The organism is Micromonospora sp. NBRC 107095 (assembly GCF_030269705.1).
GTDB lineage: Bacteria > Actinomycetota > Actinomycetes > Mycobacteriales > Micromonosporaceae > Micromonospora > Micromonospora parva.
On record NZ_BSTU01000004.1, the window covers coordinates 478089 to 499600 of the forward strand.

General features: G+C 69.2%; 18 protein-coding genes. 2 read left to right on the forward strand and 16 right to left on the reverse strand.

Annotated features, from left to right (window positions below; genetic code table 11):
- Positions 1-47: 47 nt before the first annotated feature.
- The 10 genes from QSK15_RS22025 to QSK15_RS22070 form a co-directional block, all read right to left on the reverse strand.
- Entirely contained in the window at positions 48-1079 is a 1032-nt protein-coding gene (locus tag QSK15_RS22025; RefSeq protein ID WP_285796056.1) for a DUF808 domain-containing protein, read from the reverse strand.
- A 168-nt stretch (positions 1080-1247) separates the two neighbouring features.
- Positions 1248-2927 (reverse strand): phosphoenolpyruvate--protein phosphotransferase, encoded by a 1680-nt coding sequence (gene ptsP / locus QSK15_RS22030; RefSeq protein WP_285796057.1) that lies wholly within the window; start codon positions 2925-2927, stop codon positions 1248-1250.
- Positions 2920-3195, reverse strand: coding sequence for an HPr family phosphocarrier protein (locus tag QSK15_RS22035; protein WP_285796058.1), 276 nt, complete (start codon positions 3193-3195; stop codon positions 2920-2922). The genes ptsP and QSK15_RS22035 overlap by 8 nt, the downstream gene beginning before the upstream one ends.
- A 9-nt stretch (positions 3196-3204) precedes the next feature.
- Complete coding sequence (locus tag QSK15_RS22040; protein WP_285796059.1) at positions 3205-4245, reverse strand: zinc-dependent dehydrogenase; 1041 nt, start codon at positions 4243-4245, stop codon at positions 3205-3207.
- Entirely contained in the window at positions 4242-4676 is a 435-nt protein-coding gene (locus QSK15_RS22045) for a PTS mannitol transporter subunit IIA (RefSeq protein WP_285796060.1), read from the reverse strand. Before QSK15_RS22045 ends, QSK15_RS22040 begins: the two co-directional genes overlap by 4 nt.
- Positions 4669-4977, reverse strand: coding sequence for a PTS sugar transporter subunit IIBC family protein (locus QSK15_RS22050; RefSeq protein ID WP_030328522.1), 309 nt, complete (start codon positions 4975-4977; stop codon positions 4669-4671). Before QSK15_RS22050 ends, QSK15_RS22045 begins: the two co-directional genes overlap by 8 nt.
- Positions 4978-4981: 4 nt before the next feature.
- A complete protein-coding gene (gene mtlA / locus QSK15_RS22055; RefSeq protein ID WP_285796061.1) occupies positions 4982-6142 on the reverse strand; it encodes a mannitol-specific PTS transporter subunit IIC in 1161 nt (386 codons plus the stop codon).
- Between the two features lie 60 nt (positions 6143-6202).
- A complete protein-coding gene (gene pfkB / locus QSK15_RS22060; protein ID WP_285796062.1) occupies positions 6203-7111 on the reverse strand; it encodes a 1-phosphofructokinase in 909 nt (302 codons plus the stop codon).
- The gene (locus QSK15_RS22065; RefSeq protein ID WP_285796063.1) at positions 7108-7869 is read right to left on the reverse strand and encodes a DeoR/GlpR family DNA-binding transcription regulator; all 762 of its coding nucleotides are present in this window, start codon (positions 7867-7869) and stop codon (positions 7108-7110) included. Before QSK15_RS22065 ends, pfkB begins: the two co-directional genes overlap by 4 nt.
- Before the next feature lie 348 nt (positions 7870-8217).
- Positions 8218-11175, reverse strand: coding sequence for a DUF5005 domain-containing protein (locus QSK15_RS22070; protein ID WP_285796064.1), 2958 nt, complete (start codon positions 11173-11175; stop codon positions 8218-8220).
- A gap of 499 nt (positions 11176-11674) precedes the next feature.
- On the opposite strand from QSK15_RS22070, the gene QSK15_RS22075 reads away from it, so the two are divergent.
- The gene (locus QSK15_RS22075; protein ID WP_352232206.1) at positions 11675-14614 is read left to right on the forward strand and encodes an ATP-binding protein; all 2940 of its coding nucleotides are present in this window, start codon (positions 11675-11677) and stop codon (positions 14612-14614) included.
- A gap of 100 nt (positions 14615-14714) precedes the next feature.
- Here QSK15_RS22075 and QSK15_RS22080 read toward each other — a convergent pair whose 3' ends face one another.
- Both QSK15_RS22080 and QSK15_RS22085 read right to left on the reverse strand, forming a co-directional pair.
- Positions 14715-15539: a TrmH family RNA methyltransferase gene (locus QSK15_RS22080; protein ID WP_285796065.1), complete on the reverse strand. Its 825-nt coding sequence runs from the start codon at positions 15537-15539 to the stop codon at positions 14715-14717.
- A 23-nt stretch (positions 15540-15562) separates the two neighbouring features.
- A complete protein-coding gene (locus tag QSK15_RS22085; RefSeq protein ID WP_285796066.1) occupies positions 15563-16396 on the reverse strand; it encodes a phytanoyl-CoA dioxygenase family protein in 834 nt (277 codons plus the stop codon).
- 152 nt (positions 16397-16548) lie between these two features.
- On the opposite strand from QSK15_RS22085, the gene QSK15_RS22090 reads away from it, so the two are divergent.
- Entirely contained in the window at positions 16549-17043 is a 495-nt protein-coding gene (locus tag QSK15_RS22090) for a GyrI-like domain-containing protein (protein ID WP_285796067.1), read from the forward strand.
- 265 nt (positions 17044-17308) lie between these two features.
- On the opposite strand, the gene QSK15_RS22095 is transcribed toward QSK15_RS22090, so the two are convergent.
- The 4 genes from QSK15_RS22095 to QSK15_RS22110 all read right to left on the reverse strand — a co-directional run bounded on the left by QSK15_RS22095 (position 17309) and on the right by QSK15_RS22110 (position 21240).
- A complete protein-coding gene (locus QSK15_RS22095) occupies positions 17309-17854 on the reverse strand; it encodes a YciI family protein (RefSeq protein ID WP_285796068.1) in 546 nt (181 codons plus the stop codon).
- 450 nt (positions 17855-18304) lie between these two features.
- Positions 18305-18811 (reverse strand): 2-thiouracil desulfurase family protein, encoded by a 507-nt coding sequence (locus QSK15_RS22100; protein WP_285796069.1) that lies wholly within the window; start codon positions 18809-18811, stop codon positions 18305-18307.
- Entirely contained in the window at positions 18805-19476 is a 672-nt protein-coding gene (locus tag QSK15_RS22105; RefSeq protein ID WP_285796070.1) for an HAD family hydrolase, read from the reverse strand. The genes QSK15_RS22100 and QSK15_RS22105 overlap by 7 nt, the downstream gene beginning before the upstream one ends.
- Positions 19477-19668: 192 nt before the next feature.
- A complete protein-coding gene (locus tag QSK15_RS22110) occupies positions 19669-21240 on the reverse strand; it encodes a nucleotidyl transferase AbiEii/AbiGii toxin family protein (RefSeq protein ID WP_285796071.1) in 1572 nt (523 codons plus the stop codon).
- Positions 21241-21512 lie beyond the last annotated feature (272 nt).

Genomic DNA, 21512 nt, shown 5'->3' on the forward strand with positions numbered 1-21512 from the left:
GCACCAGAACGCCTGACCCCCGTGGTCGAGTTGCGGTGATTTTGCGGTCAACCGCGCGGCGCCCGGTCCGCAGGAGCGTCGCGACGCCGAGCTGCACGGCTCAGCGGCGCGGGGATCGTGCCGTCAGTACGAGTCGTGGCCGCCGCAGCCGCAGCCTTGGATGTGCGGCGGTGGAGCGTGAGAGTCATGACCAGCACGACCAGCGCTCCGACGATCAGCCCGAGGATCGCGCTGGCCACCGTGTTGACGAGCCAGCCGACGAGCCCGCCGAGAACACCTGTGGCGTCGTGGGCGGCGACCTCCACGTGGTGCACGGCCTCGTACAGGAAGTGCAGGTTCAGCTCGTTCGTGCCCAGCAGCAGGATGTGCCCGCCCACCCACAGCATCGCCGCGGTGCCGACTACCGTCAGCACGGTGAGGACCACCGGCATCGCCCTCACCAGACCACGGCCGAACGTGGCGACGGCGCCGGAACGTTGCGACAGCCGCAGCCCGGCGTCGTCCATCTTTACGATCAGGGCCACCACGCCGTACACCAGGACGGTTATGAGGACGGCGACGACAGCCAGGATCACCAGGCGGGACCAGAACGCCTCATCGATCACCTCGTTAAGGCTGATGACCATGATCTCCGCCGAGAGGATCAGGTCGGTTCGTACCGCCCCAGACACCAGTGTCGTCTCGTCCTGCACCTTCTCCTCGCCCCCGCCGGAGGCACCGTGATGGGCGATCTTGGCCCACACCTTCTCCGCGCCTTCATAACAGAGGTAGGCGCCGCCGAGCATGAGGATCGGAGTGAGCAGCCAAGGCACGAACTGACTGAGCAGCAGCACCGCCGGCAGGATGATGAAGAACTTGTTGCGCAGCGACCCCACGGCAATGCGCTTGATGATCGGCAACTCGCGCTCGGCCGCCAGGCTCCGCACGTACTGCGGCGTGACGGCAGCATCGTCGACGACGACACCCGCAGCCTTGGCGCCGGCCTTCGCGGCGGCCGCCCCGATGTCATCGATTGACGCGGCAGCGGCCCGGGCCAGCACCGCCACGTCATCCAGCAGGGCTACGAGTCCACCGGCCAAGGGAGGGTCCTTTCAGGGTTGCGGTTCGAACTGGCCCATTCTCGCTCAGGTCTCTGCGCGCGGCACGCCACCGCCCGCCCTATATCGGGCGAGAGCTCCAGGTGAGCGACTGTCGCGCTCGACCGACGACCCGCCACCACCGCGCCCGGGTCATCACCTGGCGCCAGCTCAGGCCGAACCTCGGCTTGATGCCGTCGCCCGCCCGGAGCTGGAGCGAAGCACCGCCACCGTCGCCCGGGCTGCCTCCGGGCTGGGGGCAGCAAGGGCCGCCTCGGCGATCTGGCGGCACTCGTCCAGGGTGTGCGCGGCCAGGGACTCGCGCACCGCCGGGATGCTGCGGGGAGCCATGGACAGGCTGGTGATGCCCAGGCCCGCCAGCACCAGAGCGAAATTGGGATCCGCTGCGGACTCTCCACACACGCCAACTGGCTTGCCCGCCTCGACGCCGGCCGTCGCGCAGGAGGCGAGGAGCGCGATCAGGGCGGGCTGCCACGGGTCGAGCAGGTCAGCGAGGTCGCCGCACATGCGGTCGGCGGCGAACGTGTACTGGCTGAGGTCGTTGGTGCCGACGCTGAGGAAATCCACGTGGCGCAGCACCTGGCCGGCGCGCAGGGCTGCGGCCGGCACCTCGATCATCACGCCGGCGGTCGGCAGGCCGTACTCGTGGCAGGACTCGGTGAACGCGGCCGCCTCCGCCGCAGTGGCGACCATCGGCGCCATCACCCACACGTCGGCGTCCGTCGCCGCGGCCGCCACCGAGATCGCCTCCAGCTGCGTGGTGAGCACGGTAGGTGTCTGCCGTGCGACCCGAAGACCGCGGACACCCAGCGCGGGGTTGGGTTCATCGGCCAGACGCAGGAACGGCAGCGGCTTGTCGGCCCCGGCGTCGAGGGTACGCACGACGACCTTGCGGCCGGGCAGCGCGGCGAAGACGTCGCGATACGCGGCGACCTGCTCTTCGTGCGACGGCGGGTCGCTGCGGTCGAGGTAGAGAAGCTCGGTGCGGAACAGGCCGACGCCTTCAACCTCGCCGGTGAGGTCGCGCGCCGAGCCGATGTTGGCCAGTAGCGCGACAGGATGGCCATCCCTGGTCCGTCCGGGGCCTTGGGAGCGCGCGCGGCGTTCGATCTCCGCGAGCCGCTCCGCGTTGACGGTGCGCACCGTCTCGGCGGAGACGCCGGCCACCACGACGCCGCTCGCGCCGTCGAGACTGGCCAACGCGCCGTCGTCCACGTCCAGGATGCCCGCACAGCGGACCACGGCCGGGATGCCGAGGGTCCGGGCCAGGATCGCGGTGTGGCTGGTCGGCCCGCCCTCGGCCGTGACCAGGCCCAGCACCAGGTCCGGTTCGAGACCGGCGGTGTCGGCGGGCGCCAGGTCGCTGGCGATGAGCAGGTACGGGTGGCCGGGGTCCGGCACGCCCGGCATCGGCTGCCCGAGGCACGCCGCGACGAGGCGGTCCCGCAGGTCGTCGAGGTCGCTGACCCGCTCGGCGAGGTAACCGCCCGCGGCTTCGAAGGCGGCGCGGTGCCCGGCGAGCACGTCGGTGAGCGCGTGCGGAGCGTCCGCGCCGTCGTCGATGGCGATGTCGGCCGCGTCGATCAGAGTCTCGTCCTGCGCCATCATGACCTGGGCGCGCAGGACCTCGGCGGCGGTCGCATCCATGGCGGTGTCGGCGCGACGGGTCAGGTCGGCGGCGACGGCGAGGACTGCTTCCCGCACGGCCGCCTTCTCGGCAGCGGGATCAACGGTTTCCGCCAACGGCGGCAGGGCAGGCGGCGGGGCCAGCCGGTAGACCGGCCCCGCCGCACCACCGGGGCTGGCCCCGATTCCCCGAAGTTCACGCATCGACGGCGTCCAGATCACGTTCGAGGAGGTCGGCCAGAGTGTCGACGGCGGCCTGCGCGCCGTCGCCGTCGGCCTCCAGCGTGACCTCGGTGCCCTTCTTGGCGCCGAGCGACAGCACGCCGAGCATGCTGCGGGCCGGCACGGCTTTCTTGTCGCCGGTGCGGATGGTGACCAGCACCGACTGTTTCGCCGCCTCGGCGACGAACAGCGCCGCCGGGCGGGCGTGCAGCCCGCTGGCGGAGCCGACGAGGATTGTTCTGGTGGGCAACGGATCCTCCTACGGTTCGATCGTCACCTTGATCGCTTCGCCCCGCGCCACGATGCCGAAGGCGTCGAGGGCGCGGTCGAGCGGCAGGCGGTGGGTGATGAGATCGGCGACCGGCACGGAGCCGTCGGCGATGAGTCGCAGCGCCTCCTTGTTGTGTTCCGGGCTGGAGCCGTTGGCGCCGACGATGGTCAGTTCGCGGTAGTGCACGAGGTTGGAGTCCAGGGAGATGACCGGCTTGTCCTTCGGCAGGCCGCCGAAGAAGCTGATCCGGCCCTGCCGCGCGGTCATCTGCACCGCCTGCTCCTGGGCGACGCCAGCGGCCGTGGCGGTGATGACGACGTCGGCTCCCCGGCCCTCGGTGAGCTTGAGCACCGCGTCGACGACGTCGGTCTCGGCGCCGCAGATCGCCGCGTCCGGCTGCACCAGGTTGGCGGCCAGGTCGAGGCGTTCGCGGTTGAGGTCGACGAGGAACACCCGGGCCGCGCCGCGTGCCCGGGCTAGGCGGACATGCAGGCAGCCGATCGGCCCGGAGCCCACGACGACCACGTCGTCGCCCTCCCCCACACCGGCGAGGTTCTGGCCGTTGAGGACGCAGGCGAGGGGCTCGGCGACGGACGCCTCGGCGAAGCTGAGTCCCTCGGGGATCCGGTTGAGCCCGTCGACGGCGAGGACGTGGTGCGGCACGACCATGTATTCGGCGAACCCGCCGTCGAAGTGGTATCCCATCGACACCTGGTTGGGGCACACGGTCATCCGGCCGCGCCGGCACTCGGCGCACGTACCGCAGGGGATGGCGGCGATGACCTGGACCCGGTCCCCGGGCCGCCAGTCGGTGACGTCACCACCGACCTCGGTGATCTCGCCGGCGATCTCGTGGCCCATGACGCGCGGCGGGGCGATGTGGTGGTGGCCGAAGCGGGAGATCTTCACGTCGGTACCGCAGGTGGAGCACGCCCGGACCCGGATCTTCACGTCGGTGGGGCCCGCCGTGGGCTCGGGCGCGTCCTCGATACGGACGTCACCGGGTGCGTGGAATCGGACGACCTTCACGTTGGGTTCCCCTCAAGGATAGTGATCACGTCATCGACGCTCGTCGACTCTCGTAGCCGCTGCGCCTGCGCCGGGTCCATCAGCACGGAGGCGAGCTGGGCGAGGATGTCCACGTGCCCGTCGCCGGCCGCCGCGATGGCGACGCAGACCCGCACGTCGAAGCCATCCCAGTCGACACCTGCTGGGAAGCGCAGCACCGCGAGGGCGTCGCGCTGGACCGACTCCTTGCTGTTCAGCGTGCCGTGCGGGATGGCGACGCCCTCCCCGATGTACGTGGAGACGCTCTGCTCGCGGGCGAGCATCGCGTCCACGTACGCCGGGGCTACCGCGCCGACCTCGACGAGTACCGCGCCGCAGCGGCTGATCGCCTCGTCCCGCGATCCGGCCCGCTCGTCGAGCCGGATGGCGTCACGGGCCAGCAGCTCAGCCACTGAGCTCACCGCCGCGCTGCACCGCGTTCACGACCCTGGTGACGGCCGGGTCGCCGATGAACACCTGGATCGGCACGATCACCGTGTCGGGCGCGCTGACCCGGGCCCGCGCGGCGAGCCCCTGGTGGCAGATGATGACGTCCGCGTCCGCCGGGATCGAGTTGACCGGCGTGTGCTCGACGGTCACCGCGTTCTTTGCCAGTTGCCGCCGAAGTTGGCTGGCCAGCATCACGCTGCTGCCCATGCCGGCGTCGCAGGCCACGACGACCTTCTTGATCTCGGTGCCGTTGATGGTGGACATGTGTTCAGACCTCCTGCTTCGCCGACTTGTCGAGGGTCACGTCGGGGTCGACGGCCTTGTCCTCATCTGGGCGGACAGCCGTCTCCTCGTCAGGGCCGACAGCGTCCTCGACGGGCTCGCCGCGCCCGAAGCCGAGCAGGGCCGAGGCGACCGCGAAGGTGACGGCGGCGGCGACCACGACGCCGAGAACGACCCCGAAGTGGCCGCCCTTGGGGGTCACCGCGAGGTACGCGAAGATGCTGCCCGGCGAGGGGGTGGCGACCAGCCCCGCACCGGTGATGACGAAGGTGCCGACGCCGGCCGCGCCCCCGGCGATCATGGCGAGGATCAGCTTCGGCTTCATCAGCACGTACGGGAAGTAGATCTCGTGGATGCCGCCGAGGAACTGCACGATGATCGCGGCCGGGGCGCTGGGTCGCAGCGCGCGGGGGCCGAAGACCATGAAGGCGAGCAGCAGACCGAGGCCGGGGCCGGGGTTCGACTCGATCATGAACAGGATCGATTTGCCCTTGTCGGCCGCCTCGGCGATGCCCAGCGGGCCGAACACGCCGTGGTTGATGGCGTTGTTGAGGAAGAGCACCTTGGCGGGTTCGACGAGCACCGAGGTCAGCGGCAGCAGGTCCTTGCCGACGAGCCAGTCGACGCCCGAGCCGGCCTGCTTGGTGAGCCATTCGACCACCGGGCCGATGCCGTAGACGCCGCCGATGGCCATCGCGGCGCCGATGATGCCGGCGCTGAAGTTGTCGACGAGCATCTCGAAGCCGGGACGGATCCTGTTCTCGACCAGGCCGTCGAACAGCTTGAGGACGTACGCCGTGAGTGGTCCGATGATCATCGCGCCGAGGATCATCGGCACGTCTGCGCCGACGACGAGGCCCATTGTCGCCACCGCACCCACGACGGCACCGCGCTGGCCGTGGACCAGCCGGCCGCCGGTGTAGCCGATGAGCACCGGTAGCAGGATGCTGATCATCGGGCCGACCAGTTCGGCCAGGGTCTTGTTGGGGATCCAGCCGGTCGGGATGAACATCGCGGTGATCAGGCCCCAGGCGATGAACGCGCCGATGTTGGGCATGACCATCGCGGCCAGGTAGCCGCCGAGGCGTTGCACAGTGGCCCTGAGGCCCTGGCCCTGTACCTCTGGTGTGTAGGAGGAGGAGGTCACGGGGGTATCTCCTTCATCGAGGGGGGGACCAGACGGCCGCGGGGGAAGAAGCTCGTCCGGCTAGGGGTGGATGGTGACGTGGTGGCGGAACAGGTCTGCGGGGCCGGGCATCCGGCTGCCAGGCAGGCTCACCGCGGCGGCACCCCAGGCGAGGCCCTCGGCGAGAGCGGTGGCACCCTGGGCGCCCGCAGCGAGGAAACCGGCGAGCAGCGCGTCGCCGGCACCGACTGTGCTGCGGGGCCGGGCGACCGGACAGGTGCCGGTGCGGACGCCGTCGGCGTCGACCAGGACAGCGCCGTCAGCGCCGAGGCTGGCCACGACGGTGCCGGCTCCCCATTTCCGCAGGCACTGAGCGGCATCGACCACGTCGTCGAGGTCAGTCAGCGGGGTGCCGACCACGTCGGCCAGTTCGTCACGGTTGGGCTTGAGCACCGTCGCCCCGGCGAGGGCGGCCTCGCGCAGGGCAGGACCGCTGGTGTCGACGGCGACCCGGACACCGGCGGCGCGCAGCTTGCGGCACAACTGAGCGTAGGCGTCAGCGGGCAGGCCGGGCGGGACGCTGCCGCACAGCACGACCCAGTCGGCGCTGCTGGCGCGGGCGAGCACACGGTCGATCACCTCGTCGAACTCGGCGCGGCACATGGCCGGGCCAGGCTCGTTGATCTTGGTGACCGTGCCGTCGGGCTCGGCCAGGGTGATGTTGGAACGGGTCCTTCCGGAGATCGACACCGCGAGGACCTCCACGCCCTCCGCCTGGAGCAGGCGGATGAGCTGGTTGCCCTCGTCGCCGCCGGACGGCAACACCGCTACCGACGGCACCCCGTTGGCCAGCAGGGCACGGGACACGTTGACGCCCTTGCCGCCGGGGTCGAGGTGAGCTGTGGCAGCCCGGATGACCTCGCCCCGGGTGAGTGAGTCGACCTCCACGGCCCGGTCGAGGCTGGGGTTGAGGGTGACGGTGACGATCATGCGCGTACCACCCGGACGCCTGCCGACTCCAGGTCACCGACCAGGTCGCGGTCGGCACGGCTGTCGGTGATGAGCAGGTCGACGTTGGCCAGCTCAGCGAACCGGGCCAGATAGTCGTTGCCGAGTTTGGTGTGATCGGCGAGCACCACCGTGCGACGGGCTGCTCGGACCATCGCCCGCTTCACCGCCGCCTCGGACGGGTCCGGGGTGGTCAGCCCGCGCTCGACCGAAATGCCGTTGGTACCGATGAACGCAACGTCGACGTAGAGGTCCGCCAACGGCGACAGCGCCCAGTCGTCGACGGTCGCCAGGGTCTTCCCGCGGACCCGCCCACCCAACAGCAGGACGTTGAGGTTGGCGTAGGTACCGAGGGTCGTGGCGATGACCGGCGAGTTGACCACGACGGTCAGCTCCCGGTCGACCGGCAGCAGCTGGGCCAGCCGGGCGGTCGTGGTGCCGGCGTCGAGGATGATCGCGCCCTCCTCGGGCACCTCGCTCAGGGCGAGCTTGGCGATGCGCTCCTTCTCCTCGATGAGCACCGCGTCACGCGCCGCCAGCGCGGGCTCGAACCCGAGTCGCTCAACCGGGATCGCTCCACCATGGACCCGGCGGAGCACCCCGGCCCGCTCCAGGATGGTGAGATCGCGGCGGATGGTCTCCGATGTCACGTTGAGTCCGTCGGCCAAGCCGGCCACCTCGACGCGGCCCACGTCCCGGGCGATACGAAGGATCTCCTGCTGTCGTTCTTCGGCGTACATCGTGTTGTTTCACCGCCGTTTCGTTTTGCTTGTGCTTTGTTTACGCCCGCTTTCCAGGTAAGTCAAGGGATGAGCCACAAGAAGCCACATTGGACGGTCAGCGCAGCGATCCACGAGGAGGCGGTGATCGGGCATCGGCCATCAGATCAGTGCTCTGGCCGCGACGTGCCCTGGGCACCTCGCGAGGATCCACCGTCACCTGGACGAATGCCGAATGGTCGCCGCCCTTTGCCAGCTCTGGCGATGGGCGGCGACCACGTCGCGTCGCGCTCTTGGAGGCACGCACCGGCGCCGGTGATGCCCGACGGTTCCGCCGGGTGCATCCGGCGCCCGGCGGAACCGCAGCGGTTACCCGAGGACGAATCGGAAGAAGCGGGGGCGGTAGATGCCCGGATCGCGGTAGTGATCCGCGTCCGGGGAGACACGGGTGTCCATGCTGTTGACGTTGTAGGAGGCGATGAAGGTGTCACCGGAGCTGAGCGCCGGGTGCACGTGGGCGTTGTAGGAGATGACGTTGGGGTTCCAGTAGCTGCCGTATGGGCCGGGTTCCGGCATGCGGTAGACCGGGGTCTTCTGGGTGAAGGGGCCGTACGGTGAGCAGGACGTCCAGGCGTTGATCTGTCCGCTGAACGCCTCGGTGCTGTCCTGGCTGAGGAGGAGGAACTGTCCGCCCCAGGGGGTGACGCTGTACTCGTTGGCGATGCCGGTCAGCAGGTTGCGGGAGTTCTGCTCCCGCAGCGTCCAACCCCACGGCGTGTGGTACTGCCAGGTGCCGTTGGCGAGGTCGCTGCCGTACACCCGGGCGATGCGCATCTGCTTGTTGATCGGGGAGTCGTCGACGCCGTAGACGTAGGTGTAGCCGTCGCCGCTGCGGCTGGCCGGCAGCAGCCCCGATCCCCAGGCGACCCCGCTGGCAGAGGGCAACTCCCGGACGCTGACCGGGGTCCGCAGGTTGGACAGGGCGAAGTTGGCGACGACGTTGCGGTTGAACCGCCAGTCCCAGGCGCCGGAGCCGAAACGCTCGTACTCCTGGTACACCACTTGAAGTTGTCCGCCCGAGAGGTGGCCGTCACCGACCCAGTACCACTTACCGGGCCCGGACGGCGGCATCAACGCCCGAGGCGCACCGGCGGTGCCGCCCTGGTAGGTGGTGAGGCTGCCGCCGTTCTGCACGACGAAGGTGTTGTTGACCAGGGGTGCGCTCACCGGGCGGGTGCCGTCGCTGTTGAGCGGGCCCATCCAGGTGTCGGAGAACAGCCAGACGATTCGGCCGTCGGGCAGCTTCACCGAGTACGTGGAGTCGCCACCGGTCCAGCCGTCCGGCGTGCTGGCGGCGTACCGGTTGAAGGTGCCCTCCGGCTCGACGGTGGTCTCGACGCTGCGCACCGAGAGCGGGCGCAGCGCACACGAACGGGCCGTGAGTGGCAGCACGCTCTCCACATTCGTGGTGAACGTCTTCGGGCTGTTGTCCGCGTCGGCGGAGTGGATGTCCAGTTCGGTCCAGGTGGTCACCAGGGTGGCCACCATGGGGTACGCGAAGTCCGGCACCGTGATCAGTCCACCCGCGTCGGGATGGCGCACGGTGTGGATGCTCGGGTACTTCGCCAGCGTGCCGGTGCTGCCCGTCGGCGACCAGACGACGACGGCGGATCTGCGGTTGGCGTCCCTGGTGGTGTCCACGAGCAGGGTCGAGCAGTATCCGCAGCTCGCGTCGCCGGAGTTCTTGACCGCGCGGAAGTCGTGGTAGACAGCGCCGCCCTTACGCAGGATGTCCTGGTACTCCACCTGGGTGCCGGCGGGCGTCGAGTGACTCTTGCGGGCCGGTCTGGCACCCCCGAGAGTGTCGCCGCTCGTCCCGCTCGCGCCGCTGAGGTTGTCGCGCCACAGGCTCGCGTCGGAGTCGGAGTAGCCGTAGATGCGCCAGGCGTCCACCGTCGGTGCGGGCGCGGCGTTCGCCTTGGCCAGTCGATAGTTGGCGATGTGGTAGTTGAGCAGCATGTCCGCGACGTTCAGGCCGTAGCCCGCGGCCGTGTGCCGGATCGCCTCGATCGGCAGATGGTCGTGGTCCCGGACGCTTTCCCAGGTGCGCCGCACGAAGGAGGCATCGACCTGCTCGGTGAGGTAGGTCGGCAGCAGGAACGCGCCGTACTGCGGACCGCCGCCCAGCCCGCCCCAGGAGTTGAGTGCCGCCCCGGGCTTGCTGAGCACGTCGTAGACGTTGCGGGCGTACAGCTTCTCCTCGCCGGGGATGGGCACGTACGGCGCACGGGCGTAGGTCTGGCGGGTCGCCCACTCCGCGGTGGCCTCCATCCACCAGTTCATCGAGCCGAACTCCTTGCCGCCCACGAAGAGGGACAGGTAGTCCAGGCCGACGTCGGACCGATCCCAGTACTGGTACTGCATGACGTGGAAAAGCTCATGCCGCGGCAGGTAGTCCCAGTCGTCCTGCCCGTTGGGCACCAGCATGGTCGCCTGCTGGTTCAAGCCGAACGGCAGGACGAACGGCGCGTCGATGGGCAGGCCGACCCCGCCGACGATCGGAATCTCGTCGACGCCGTAGACCAGCACCCAGGGCTTGCCGTCCCGCACGGGCAGCGGGTAGCCCATCTCGCGATACTCGTCGACGGCGATCGAGAGCGCATTCAGCAGATGCTGCACCGCCTTCGCCCGGCCGTTCGGGTTGGCGTCCGCCGGGATGCCCGGCCTGCCTCCACCGGCGATGTTGTAGAGGACGAGGAATTCGCCGGCCGACGCCCGGCAGCGATAGGTGACGCCGAGGTAGTCGTACGGTTCGGCGGCGCAGTCGTCGTAGCCGGCGGCCGTGGCGGCGCCGGCAGGCACCGCGACATCTGGCGCGATGGTCCGCGCCGCCTCCGGATCGGCGCTCGCCGCCAGCATCGACAGGTACGTCAGATATCGCTGCGGGTCGTGAATGGCCCCGGTCGGTCGAAGGTGCGCCGGCACCGACCGGGGCGAGCGCACCGCGCCCAGGCCGTACCGCACCGCGTCGTCGTGGGAGAGCTTCCCCCGGTGGTACGCCGAGAGCACGTGTTCCCCGGGGCCGAAGTCGGGCGGGGCGGCCGTCCTGCCGGTCGCGGTGCTGAGCGGCGCCTCCTTGAACGGCGTCGGTTGCGGGACCGGCGGGGCGGCGACTCGCGGTTCGGCGTGCGGCGGCGCGACGGCTCCGACGGCGCGGCCGGCGGCTGGCGCTCCGGCCGAATCGGGGGCGGCCTGCGCGGCGCCACTGGTCGATACGGCCGCCGCCAGCACGACTGTCGCGCTGAGCAGGGCCAGGGCGTTTCTCATCGCACTCCCTCTATCGATGGGCCGGCCGGTGCCGATGCCGTCACGTGGACGGCGCGTCCGGCCGGTGGATCGTGTGCTCGGCCAGCAGGCATCGCGGCCCGGGCGATGCGGAGAAATCGCCTTGGTGAGAGAAGTGCTCCCCCTAGCCCTTCGGTCGCGGCCACCCCCGTGCTGGCCGCGACCCGAAGCGCACGCTCTTACCGCCCGTTGGCTGTCCGCGTGCTCGACCATCATCAGGACTGGCGGATGCAGCGATCTTGCAAAATGCTTGCAGAGGAGCGCACGCAGCGACGGCAGGGATGTGCACATGGAGTTTCGGGTCCTCGGGCCGGTGGAGATCTGGTCCGAGGGTGTCCGCGTCACCATCGGAGGACGACAACCCCGGTTGCTCCTGGCGGCACTCGTCCTGGAGGCCAATCGACCGGTACCGGCGGACCGGCTCATCGACCTGATCTGGTCGCAGACGCCCCCACCCAGCGCACGAGCGACGGTGCAGGCCATGATCTCGCGCCTACGGGCGACCTTCCGGCAGATCGGTGTGTCCGCGCAGGTACTGAGCGAGCGCGGCGCCTACCAGCTGCACACCGATCCGGCGACCATCGACGCACACCGCTTCTCCACCCTCGTGCAGCAGGCCGCAGGTTCTTCCGACGATCTCACCACAGTGAAGTTGCTGGACCAGGCGTTGGACCTGTGGCGGGGCGAGCCACTGCTCGACGTGGTCGACGACGCCGGACGCCAACTGCTCTGTTCGGGTCTCATGGAGGCCCGTTGGACGGCCGCGGAGGACCGTGCCGACGCACTGCTGCGACTGGGTCGCACGAGGAGAGTGGTGCGCGAGGTGTCCGACCAGGTGGCCGCACAGCCCTATCGGCCTCGCCTCGTTGGTCAGCTCATGACAGCCCTGTATCTCGAGGGGCAGGCCGATCGAGCAACGGAGGTCTACCGCAATCTCCGCGCCCGGCTGCATGATGATCTCGGCCTGGAACCGTCACGCGAGCTCAGCCGGCTGCACCAGTCGATCCTCAGAGGGGATCCCGTTCCGCCGGCCGAGCGCGTAGACGATCGGTCGAGCGTCCGGCACCGTCCGGAAGAGCTGCCGCAGGACGTACCGGGTTTCATCGGTAGAACCGACGAGATGGCCCATCTCGACCAGCTGCCGGGCGAGTCCGGCCCTACGGCGGTCTGGGTTCTCAGCGGAATCCCCGGAGTCGGAAAGACGGCGCTGGCGGTGCGCTGGGCGCATCGGATACGTGACGCCTTCCCCGACGGTCAGATGTTCATCGACCTGCGCGGCTTCGACGTCGAGCGTCCACCCGTCACACCGTCCGCCGCGCTCGGACAGCTACTTGGCGGGCTCGGTGTCGACCCCCGCGTTGTTCCGGACGATCAGGACGGCCGGGTCTCGCTGTTCCGCTCGACGATGGCCGGACGCAGGATTTTGCTGGTGCTGGACAATGCTCGGGACGCTGACCAGGTGATACCGCTGATCCCGCCCAGCGGCACTGTCCTGATTACCAGCCGTCGTCGGCTCGGTGAGCTGGTCGTCCGGGCCGGCGCCCGATCTCTGCTGCTGGGCGTGCTCAGCCCGGTGGACTCCGTGCGGTTGCTGGCGGCGATGCTCGGGGACGAGGCCGTTCGGGTCGAGGCCGGTGCCGCGGCCCGCCTCGCCCACCTCTGCGGGCACCTGCCATTGGCGCTGCGGATAGCGGCAGCGAACCTGCAGACGAGCGGCCATCCCCACATCGCTGGACTGGCCGAGGAACTCGACGAGGGCGATCTCCTCACCGGCCTGACCGTCGACGGTGCCGACGAGGGCGCGGTCACGAAGGCCTTCGCGATGTCATACCGGGCCCTGCCCACCGCTCAGCAACGAATGTTCCGTCACATCGGGCTGGTACCCGGTGGCAGCTTCACGGCCGACGTCGCCGCCGCGATCGATGGGGTCGCGCCACCCATCGCGACGAGAACACTCCGCGCCCTCGCGTCCGCCCACCTGATCGAGCATCAGGGAGGCGACAGATACCGGTTTCACGACCTGCTCCGCCAGTACGCCGTGGACCGGCTTGTCACGGAGGACGACGACACCACCCGTCACGACGCCCGGCAGCGTCTGCTTGAGCACTATCGCAGCAGGGCCGACGCCGCCGGACGTCAACTCATCCCCCACTTCCTCAGGCTCCCCGGGCCGGTCCCGCAACAATCGTTCCCCGATGCCGACGAGGCGCTGGCGTGGCTGGACGCAGAGGCAGCCAATGTCATCGCGGCGATCAACCACGCCGCCGACCACGGGCACGCACGCTTTGTCTGGCAGCTCACCGACGCCCTACGCGCCTGGTTCCACCAGCGTGGACGCCGTGCCGAGTGGCTGTCCGCAGCCGCCAGAGGGTTGGCCGCCGCGGAGGCTGCGAACGACCTGACAGCCCAGGCCAGCATGCACCTGAGCCTCGCCCTCGCCCACGTCACCGCCGGCCGGTACGAGGAAGCCCGCCAGCACCTCCTCGACGGCCTCCGCATCAACGCCCATGACCGGTGGCCGGAGGGGCGCACGGCCCTGTGGAACAATCTCAGCGCGGTGCACCAGCGCCTCGGCAACCCCCGAGCCGCAATCGACTGCGCCCAACGATCCCTGGAGCTCAACCGGCAATACCGCAACGACGGCGGCGAGGCCATGTCGCTGGCCAACCTCGGCTTCGCGCACTGGCAGCTCGGCGCGCTGTCACAGGCGGACCAGCACATCCGGGACGCACTGGCCTGCGCGGAGCGAAGCGGCTCACGGTACAACGAGGCGGTGCTTCTGGTTGACCTCGCGGGCATCCGCCGCGACCGTGGAGACTGCGAAGCCGCCGAGGAGTTGTACGACCGGGCGTTGGTCGCCAACCGTGATCTGGGCTATCAGTACGGCGAGGCCACGGCACTCAGCGGACGTGCGTTGTTGTGGTCCATGAGCGGCCGCGCATCAGACGCCTGCGCTGACGCGCGACATGCGGTGTCGCTGACGCAAGAGATCGGCGACGCCGGCACCGAGGCCTGGGCACGTGAGGCTTACGGTCGCGTGCTGCTGGCCGCTGAACGGCCAGCGGAGGCAGCCGAGGAGCATCGCCGAGCGCTCGACCTGGCCCGGGAGACCCGGTTCGTGTGGTGCGAGGCGAGTGCGCTGGTGGGGCTGGCGGCGGTGTGCCTGGCCACGGAGCAGCCCGATGCCGCTCGCGAGCACGCCAAGATCGCGCTGCGCATGGCGGCCGAAGCCGGTTACCGGCTGATCGAGTCGCGCACCCTTGCAGTGTTGAAGGAGCTCGGCGACCGAATCGGGGATGAGTCAGGGGAGCCGGTTGCATGTCCATCACCCGCAGCAGGCGCCGTGCGCCCTCCGGCACCCACTCCGGATCGCGGTTCACCCGGGCGGGCATCGACCAGCGGGCGGCGTGGACCAGCGTAAACAGGTGCCGACGTTCCCCGCCTGAGCCTGGCCCGAACGCGGTGCTCATGGCGTAGCGCGACGCGATCTTCGCCTCCCGCGTTGCAGGCCGTGTACGCGGCTACCGCCGGGCGGCGGCGGTCCGCTGGCGTGCCGATTCGTACAGCACGACAGTCGCGGCGGTCGCCGCGTTCAGGGAGCTGGCGGACCCGAACATGGGGATCCGGACGAGCTGATCACATGCCTCGCGCCAGCCGGAGCTGAGGCCGGTGGTCTCGTTGCCGATCAACGTCAGGGTGGGCTGTGTGAAGTCGTACTCGGCGGCGTCGAGGATGCCGCGCTCATCGGCTCCCATGATGCTCATGTCGATGCCGCCGGCGCGAACATCAGCGACCCAGGAGAGAACGGCCTGATGGGAGGGCACCCGGACCACGGGCAAGGCGAACAGCGAGCCGGTGCTCGCCCGGACCGCCTTCGGGTCGTACACGTCGGCGGCGTGGCCGGTGACGATGACGCCGCCGGCGCCGAAGGCGTCCGCCGACCGAACGAGGGTCCCGATATTGCCGGGGCTGGTGGGCCGATCGAACACGACGGTGAGCATGGCCGGACCGACCGGGATACGGCGCAGGTTGTCCTCCGGCAGCGCGACCACGGCCAGCAGCTCTGGAACCGTGTCTGCCTTACCGCCCAGTTCGTGCATCAGCTCACGCGAGACGGCGAAATTCTCGGCCCGGACTTTGTCCAGGGCCTCGCGCGCCCAGCCGGACAGCTGAGCGCTGGAGTCGTAGAGCAGCTCCCGGATCTGCCAGCCGTGTTCGATGGCCATGGTGATCGGGCGTACGCCCTGCACGAGGAACTCGCCGCGTCGCTGCCGCTTGGTCCGATTGCCGAGGAGAGCTTCCCATTTCTGGTACCGCGCATTGCGGCCACTCACTCGCAGAACCATTACCGCCTCCCCCGGCCAGGCGCTCAGGAACGGACCGAGCGAGTCGCCTCGGCGCCGCGGTCGACGCCGTCTCCGTCCGTTCCGAAGGCGTCGTATCCGAGACCTCGACGGATCGCAATCTCCACGGGTGAATATGCGCCGTCGGCCCGCTCCAGTTCGTACGGTGCGGCCGGCATCAGCGGCGGTTGGGCCATGAAGCGAGGCCGCGCTCCGTGGTGTGGTTGCGCCGCGTGCACCAGGAACGGGTGGCATAGAAAGACGTCACCCGGAGATCCGGTGGCGAGGGCGAGCGGTCGACGCTCGGACGCCGTCACCAGGTCGGGCGCAAGGGCCAGCCCGCTCGCTCCGTCCTCCCCGTACTTCTCCAGCACCTTCGGCACGTCGAGGTGTGAGCCGACCCGGATCCGGGTCGGGGCGTCCTTCTCACCGACCTCACTGAACAGGAACAGCATCAGCAGTGCCCGGCCCCGGGAGCGCACATTGGTGAAGTACCAGCTCTCACCCTCCGGCAGATAGCTGCCCTCGATGTGCCAGCCCGCGTCGGCCGGCTTCTCTTCGTGCGGGAAGCGCAGCGGGAACGTGCCCAGTGAGTAGCGCGGCTCCCAGCGTCCCGCGCCGACGAGCAGGTCGTACGCGTGATGAAGGAACGGGGAGTTGGGAGCGGCGGCGAAGGGCCCCTGCGCCATGCCGGGCACCCAGTGCACGGGCCGCGTCCACGTCGCTGGATCGTCCGGGTCGCAGCCCGTCTCCCGCCACAGCAGCCGCGCACAGTCCGCAGCCACGCGCGGCGCGACGGCGCCCTCCAGCTTTACGAAGCCGTCGCGAAGAAAATGGGAAACCAAGGTCGTGTCGTCCATGCCCCCATCGTGCGGCGGCGCCGGTCTCGATCACCCGACACTATCCGCGCCGCTTCTATCGGGTGCCCACCGATGCGCTGCACCCAAGCTGGACCTCGGAGATCGGCTTGATGATCTCGGCACTCCGTCTGACCGTCGAAGGGAGCGAACCCGTGGACACCCGCATCGTCGACCATCCCGAGTTCCGGCTGGTGGGGCACGCGGCCCGCGTCCCGCTGATCGGTCACGGTATCAACCCGCACATCCAGCGGCACATCACCGCACTGCCGGCAGAGGAGCACCTGCGGTTGAAGGCTCTCGGCAACACTGAGCCGAGCGGTCTGCTCGCGGTCAGCGACGATCTCGACCCCGACTACGCCGAGGGCAGCGAGCTGACCTACCTTCACGGGGTCGCCGTGTCCCCGGGTACGCCGGTCCCCGGCGGCCTCGACATCATCGAAGTTCCGGCCGGCACATGGGTGGTCATCCGGACCACGGGGCCGCACCCACAGACCGTGCAGAAGGCCTGGGCCACGGCCGCAGCCGCGTGGTTCCCGTCCCACCCATGGTGTCTGCGGCCAGGTCCTGAGATCGTCGCGGCGTTCGAGCCTACGAACGACTTCAGCACTGCGACCTGTGAACTCTGGCTGCCCGTCGAACCGGCCTGACGATCCTCGAGCATCCAGACGGCATCGGCCTTCGGCTGCAACGAGCGAAGGCTGCGAAGCAGCGCCTGCGCGACGAGCTCGGCGTCGGCATCAGCCTCCGAGCGGGCATCCTCGACCATCCGCCGCGGCCGCATGATCTCGGGCAGGTCGGCCGGGATCCGTCGCCGGAGTTCCGTTCATCGGTCAGGAGGCGTTCCCGGTGGTCGGTTGTGACGACCCGGCGCCTTGTCCTGCCGAGTTGAGAACGTCCGTTGTTGACGTTGGCCTATCGTCGCCCACCGAATGTCCAGCGATGCACCTCGATGGTGGCGTATCGTTCCTGAGTCAGAACAGCACGTGCTTCGGCTGGATTCAGCGCGACTATCAGTACCGCAGTGCCCACCCACGTCGTGCCGTCGTCGGACAGCAGCGGCCCGTACGCGATCAAATCATCCTGGCCCGCGGGCACTGCGAGGTCAGCGGCCGGCCCTTCGCCCAAGCCGAGCACAAAGTAACGGCTGCCACCCGTCGGGCCTCCGGGAAAGTCCCACATGGTGCGTCCCAGCGAGTTGCGCCACCGCCGCAACAGCACGTCTCGGTACACGCCGGCCTGGTAGTTGGGCTCATCGAAGGCGAACGCGCGCGCAGCGGCAGGATTGGGAAGATCCACGAGGTGAAGGCTCCCCGTGGGAGTGTCATCATCCGCCAAGGTCGGGCCACGCGCGATGAGCTCAGGCTCAAAACCATCCATGTACGCCCAATGGCGTTCTCCTAGCTCGTAACGCAACGCCAGTGAGCCGGATCGGTCGCGGTGGTAGCAGAGGAACTCCATGTCCACAGCCTTTCATCCGCCGCACCGAACCGATGCAGAGCCGGTCGGCCACCGCAGGACAGCCGACCAAGACCGAACGCATCTGCCGCAGACATGCTCTCCGAGCACGCGGGGATGGTTCCCCTTCCTCGGCCTTCAGGGCTGCGGCCTGGCTAGGGAACCCCTGCCGCTTGTGCTGGCAGCACCGCCCGTTGACGTCGGGCGGGAGGTCGATGATGAAGAGCCACCGGGTCTGGCGGCTGGCGAGGCGGCAGCTGTAGACAGCCATGCGGCTGATCGGCGCCATCCCGCTCAGCTGAAGATCAGCCCACCTAGGTCCCGCGCCAGGCGTTCGGAACCCGTCTTTGTCACGAGCCCTCTCAGCCGGACACGCCTCCACGACCCGACGTGGTGCGCGCTCATGTCGATGTGAGTGCGTTAGGTGATACCGCACGCTGCGACGAGCGGGCGTCAGCTGTTGCCGTGCTGCCGTTCCTGCTCCGCCAGAGCAGCCGCTGCCCTGTCCAGGTCGTAGTGAGGAAAGACAGGGATGCCCCGGCGGCGCAACGCCTCGGCCGCGACGCCACGCCCAGCGACGGTGACGCCGGTGAAGGTTCCGTCGTGAACGTAGGTGCTACCGCAGGTAGGGCTGCCCTCGACCAGGATGGCGAGCCCGACGCCGGCCTGCAGTGCCTTGTCGACCGCCCGCTGCGCCGCCGCCTGGAACAGTTCGGTGACGTCACGGCCCGATGCTTCGTGTACTTGGGCGCGGCCGTCGAGGACGTCGGCCGCGCTGCCGCCGACGATCTCGGCTGGCGGGCGCGGCACCGGGAATCCGACGGCCAGTTCTGGACACAGCGACACGAGGCGCCCTTCAGAAGCCCAGCGCTGCCAGATCGGAGAGGCGGCCGGCACGCCGGTCTCGTTGAACCGGATCGGTGCGCCGCCCAGACAGCCGCTGACCAGGATTTTCAACATGGCAACACCTGGGGCAGCAGCGCCGTCAGCGTCGCTGCGGTGTAGGTTGCCGTGACCCCCGGCGGCGGGCCGCCTCCATCGCGGTCGAGGAATGCCGTGTCGATACCCAGAGCGGCGGCTCCGGCGACATCGGACGATGCGGAGTTACCGATGTGGATCACGTCGCCGGGGCCCAGGCCGAGGCGGGCCAGCGCGAGCTGGAACGGTTCAGGGCGGGGCTTGTATGCGCGGGCTTCTTCGCTGGTCACTGCGGCGGCGACGGCGATGCCGTGCCACCGCAGCACCGCCGTCAGGTCGTCCTGGTCGACGTCGGAGACCAGGCACACCGGCACCTTCACAGCATCGAGGAACGGCCGGCTGTCGTCGTACAACGGTGGATGACGCCAGGAGTTCAGCTGCTTCCGGCAGATCGGCTCAAGCTCCACGGATGCCCCGAAGTTCGCCACAGCCTCGGTGAGGCTGCCGAGCGTCAGGTCTGCGAGCTTGCGAAAACCGGCCCCATACGCCATCTCGGCGCTGGCCTCCAGCCGTCGGGACCACTCCACCGCGATAGCAGACGGATCGACTGCGATCAAATCTGCTACCTGCACACAGACGTCATTGACCGCGCTCTCGTCATCGTGTACGAGCGTGCCGTACACGTCCAGCAAGATCGCCTGATACACAGTGAGACGCTACCCGACTGAATCTGACCCCAGTCGGTCGCCAGACACCCCTCGTACCGAAGCCGCCATCACAGACCGGCACAGCCGGCACCTTGTTGCGTACGCTCTTCTGCCGCTTGTCGCGCGCTTCCAACTATTACGACAGCCGGATGAAGCGAGTGCCAGGGGTCCTGTCGACCTGTTCTTGCTTGGTCAGGTCCAGGTGTGGTCGAGGGCCAGTGCGAGCCGTCTGGCCCACTGCTCGGCGGTGCCCGTAATTCCGGAGTACTCGTCGGTGAAGTTGGACCAGTCGACATCCCAGGACAGCACGGTCTCGGCCCCGAATGTATCGGCTTCAGCGCCGAGTTCCGGTCGCATGAGCTGGCGGACGAGGGATTGGTCGACGGTGGTGTGTTCGGCGAGCAGGACGGCGTCGTAGAGGTCCTTGCCTTGCGGGTACGTGTCGGTGGCCAGCCACAGCAGCTTCCACGCCAGGGCCAGCGGGGCGGGCGCGGCCAGTAACGGCTTGTCGACGTCGGGCAGGGTCAGCGCCTCTGGTGGGAGAGGAAGGTGTTCGCCGAAGACGATGTCCATCTGTACGTGGCCGGGCGGTGCCTCCGGGGTGCTGAACGGGATGAGCAGGCGGCGTCCGTCCGCGCGTTCGTACGTCCAGATGGCGGACTCGGTGATCCGGTCTGGTTGCACGCCAGCGGCCGTTGAGGTTCGGATCGCGGCCTTGATGTCATCGAGCAGCGTCCGCGCGTCGGTGCTGTCGCTGGTGATGGTGTGCGGGGTGACGACGAAGTCGAGGTCGCCCGGCTCGCGGGCGGCATCGCCGACCCAGGCCGCCATGGTGACGCTGCCGCGCAGAACCAGATGCTGACCCGAGGTGGTTGCGGCGATGGCCGCCAAGACGTGGCGCATGGCGGCGCGTCGGGCATCGGTCCACAGCTGGCCAGTGGTCGCAACGAGGAAGTCGGGTTCGCCGGCGCGGTAGGCGTTCGGGTACTGCTTCAGGGCTGGGTCGAACGCCGCCCGCTGGCGCACCGTCGAGTCGGCGGGTAGTGGCTGGTAGGTCGGCGGGTAGTCCGGGGAGTCGGCCGGGGCGGACCTCATCTTGTTCTCGCGCTCCAGGGCCCAAGCGCTCGCGCCCGGTGTGGGTGAGTCCAGCCAGCCGTGGTCGTGGCGCAGGTCGCTGTCGAAGACGACGTACTCCTGCTCCACGGTTGTGGGCTCGTGGCCCGCGACCTGGAGGGTCTCGATGAGCTCGTCTAGCCGCTGCCTGGCCGTGGCGAGCCCGACACCGTGACAGCGCTGGTTGACGAACCGCTCCTGCGCACCGTCGGCAAACTGCCGGCGGGCGTTGCGGGACAGCCGCGCCCCGTGCGGCGCGACCAGATCGGTGAGAGCCACCAGATCCGCCACCGCCGTGCTGGGTAGCAGCAGTTTGACGTGATGCTCGAAGTACCGGCCACCCGGCTCGGCTGCCGCCTGCACGTCTGACTGCGGTACGCCGGTACACCATGGCGCCGCCTCGATCTTCGAACGGCACGGGTATATTCCCGCCCTACGCAACTCGCGTTTCCAACGCTGCACCGCGTCCTGCTGCTCGGTCAGCGTGCCTCGCCCGGTCAGGGTGAGCATCGGTTGAGAGACGTACGCGCCGCGGTCGAGCATAATATGGACGAACTTCACACCATGCTCGGTGGCGAACGCCCGCAGCGTCTCGGCCTGAGAAGCGTGAGCCGTAATGTGGATCTCGAAGTCCCCCGACACCTCAAGCATCGGCGGAGTTTATGGCACGGCCCTCAGGCCGGGGAACCCGATTCCCTGGATGCGGCAGGGCAGATCCAGCCGGTGGCTGATGAGGCCACTCATACAGCCTCCTCAACTCAGGTCCCAAGGACACTCCGGCTTGTCCGTGCTGCCCCGGGTCGGTGGTGCCGGGGGCCGACAACAGAAGGATTCGACGACGTCGGGCCGCCCAGCGCCACCAGGTTGCTGTACCGCATTCCTGTCAAACGCCATCTCGCCGAACGGAGTGCCGCCGTGTCCGG

Excerpts from the sequence above, each read along its gene's own strand:
- ptsP (WP_285796057.1), bottom strand. The coding sequence starts at position 2,927 with ATGCGTGAACTTCGGGGAATCGGGGCCAGCCCCGGTGGTGCGGCGGGG.
- QSK15_RS22050 (WP_030328522.1), bottom strand. The coding sequence starts at position 4,977 with ATGTCCACCATCAACGGCACCGAGATCAAGAAGGTCGTCGTGGCCTGC.
- pfkB (WP_285796062.1), bottom strand. The coding sequence starts at position 7,111 with ATGATCGTCACCGTCACCCTCAACCCCAGCCTCGACCGGGCCGTGGAG.
- QSK15_RS22065 (WP_285796063.1), bottom strand. The coding sequence starts at position 7,869 with ATGTACGCCGAAGAACGACAGCAGGAGATCCTTCGTATCGCCCGGGAC.
- QSK15_RS22070 (WP_285796064.1), bottom strand. The coding sequence starts at position 11,175 with ATGAGAAACGCCCTGGCCCTGCTCAGCGCGACAGTCGTGCTGGCGGCG.
- QSK15_RS22075 (WP_352232206.1), top strand. The coding sequence starts at position 11,675 with ATGATCTCGCGCCTACGGGCGACCTTCCGGCAGATCGGTGTGTCCGCG.
- QSK15_RS22080 (WP_285796065.1), bottom strand. The coding sequence starts at position 15,539 with ATGGTTCTGCGAGTGAGTGGCCGCAATGCGCGGTACCAGAAATGGGAA.
- QSK15_RS22085 (WP_285796066.1), bottom strand. The coding sequence starts at position 16,396 with ATGGACGACACGACCTTGGTTTCCCATTTTCTTCGCGACGGCTTCGTA.
- QSK15_RS22095 (WP_285796068.1), bottom strand. The coding sequence starts at position 17,854 with ATGGAGTTCCTCTGCTACCACCGCGACCGATCCGGCTCACTGGCGTTG.
- QSK15_RS22100 (WP_285796069.1), bottom strand. The coding sequence starts at position 18,811 with ATGTTGAAAATCCTGGTCAGCGGCTGTCTGGGCGGCGCACCGATCCGG.
- QSK15_RS22110 (WP_285796071.1), bottom strand. The coding sequence starts at position 21,240 with ATGCTTGAGGTGTCGGGGGACTTCGAGATCCACATTACGGCTCACGCT.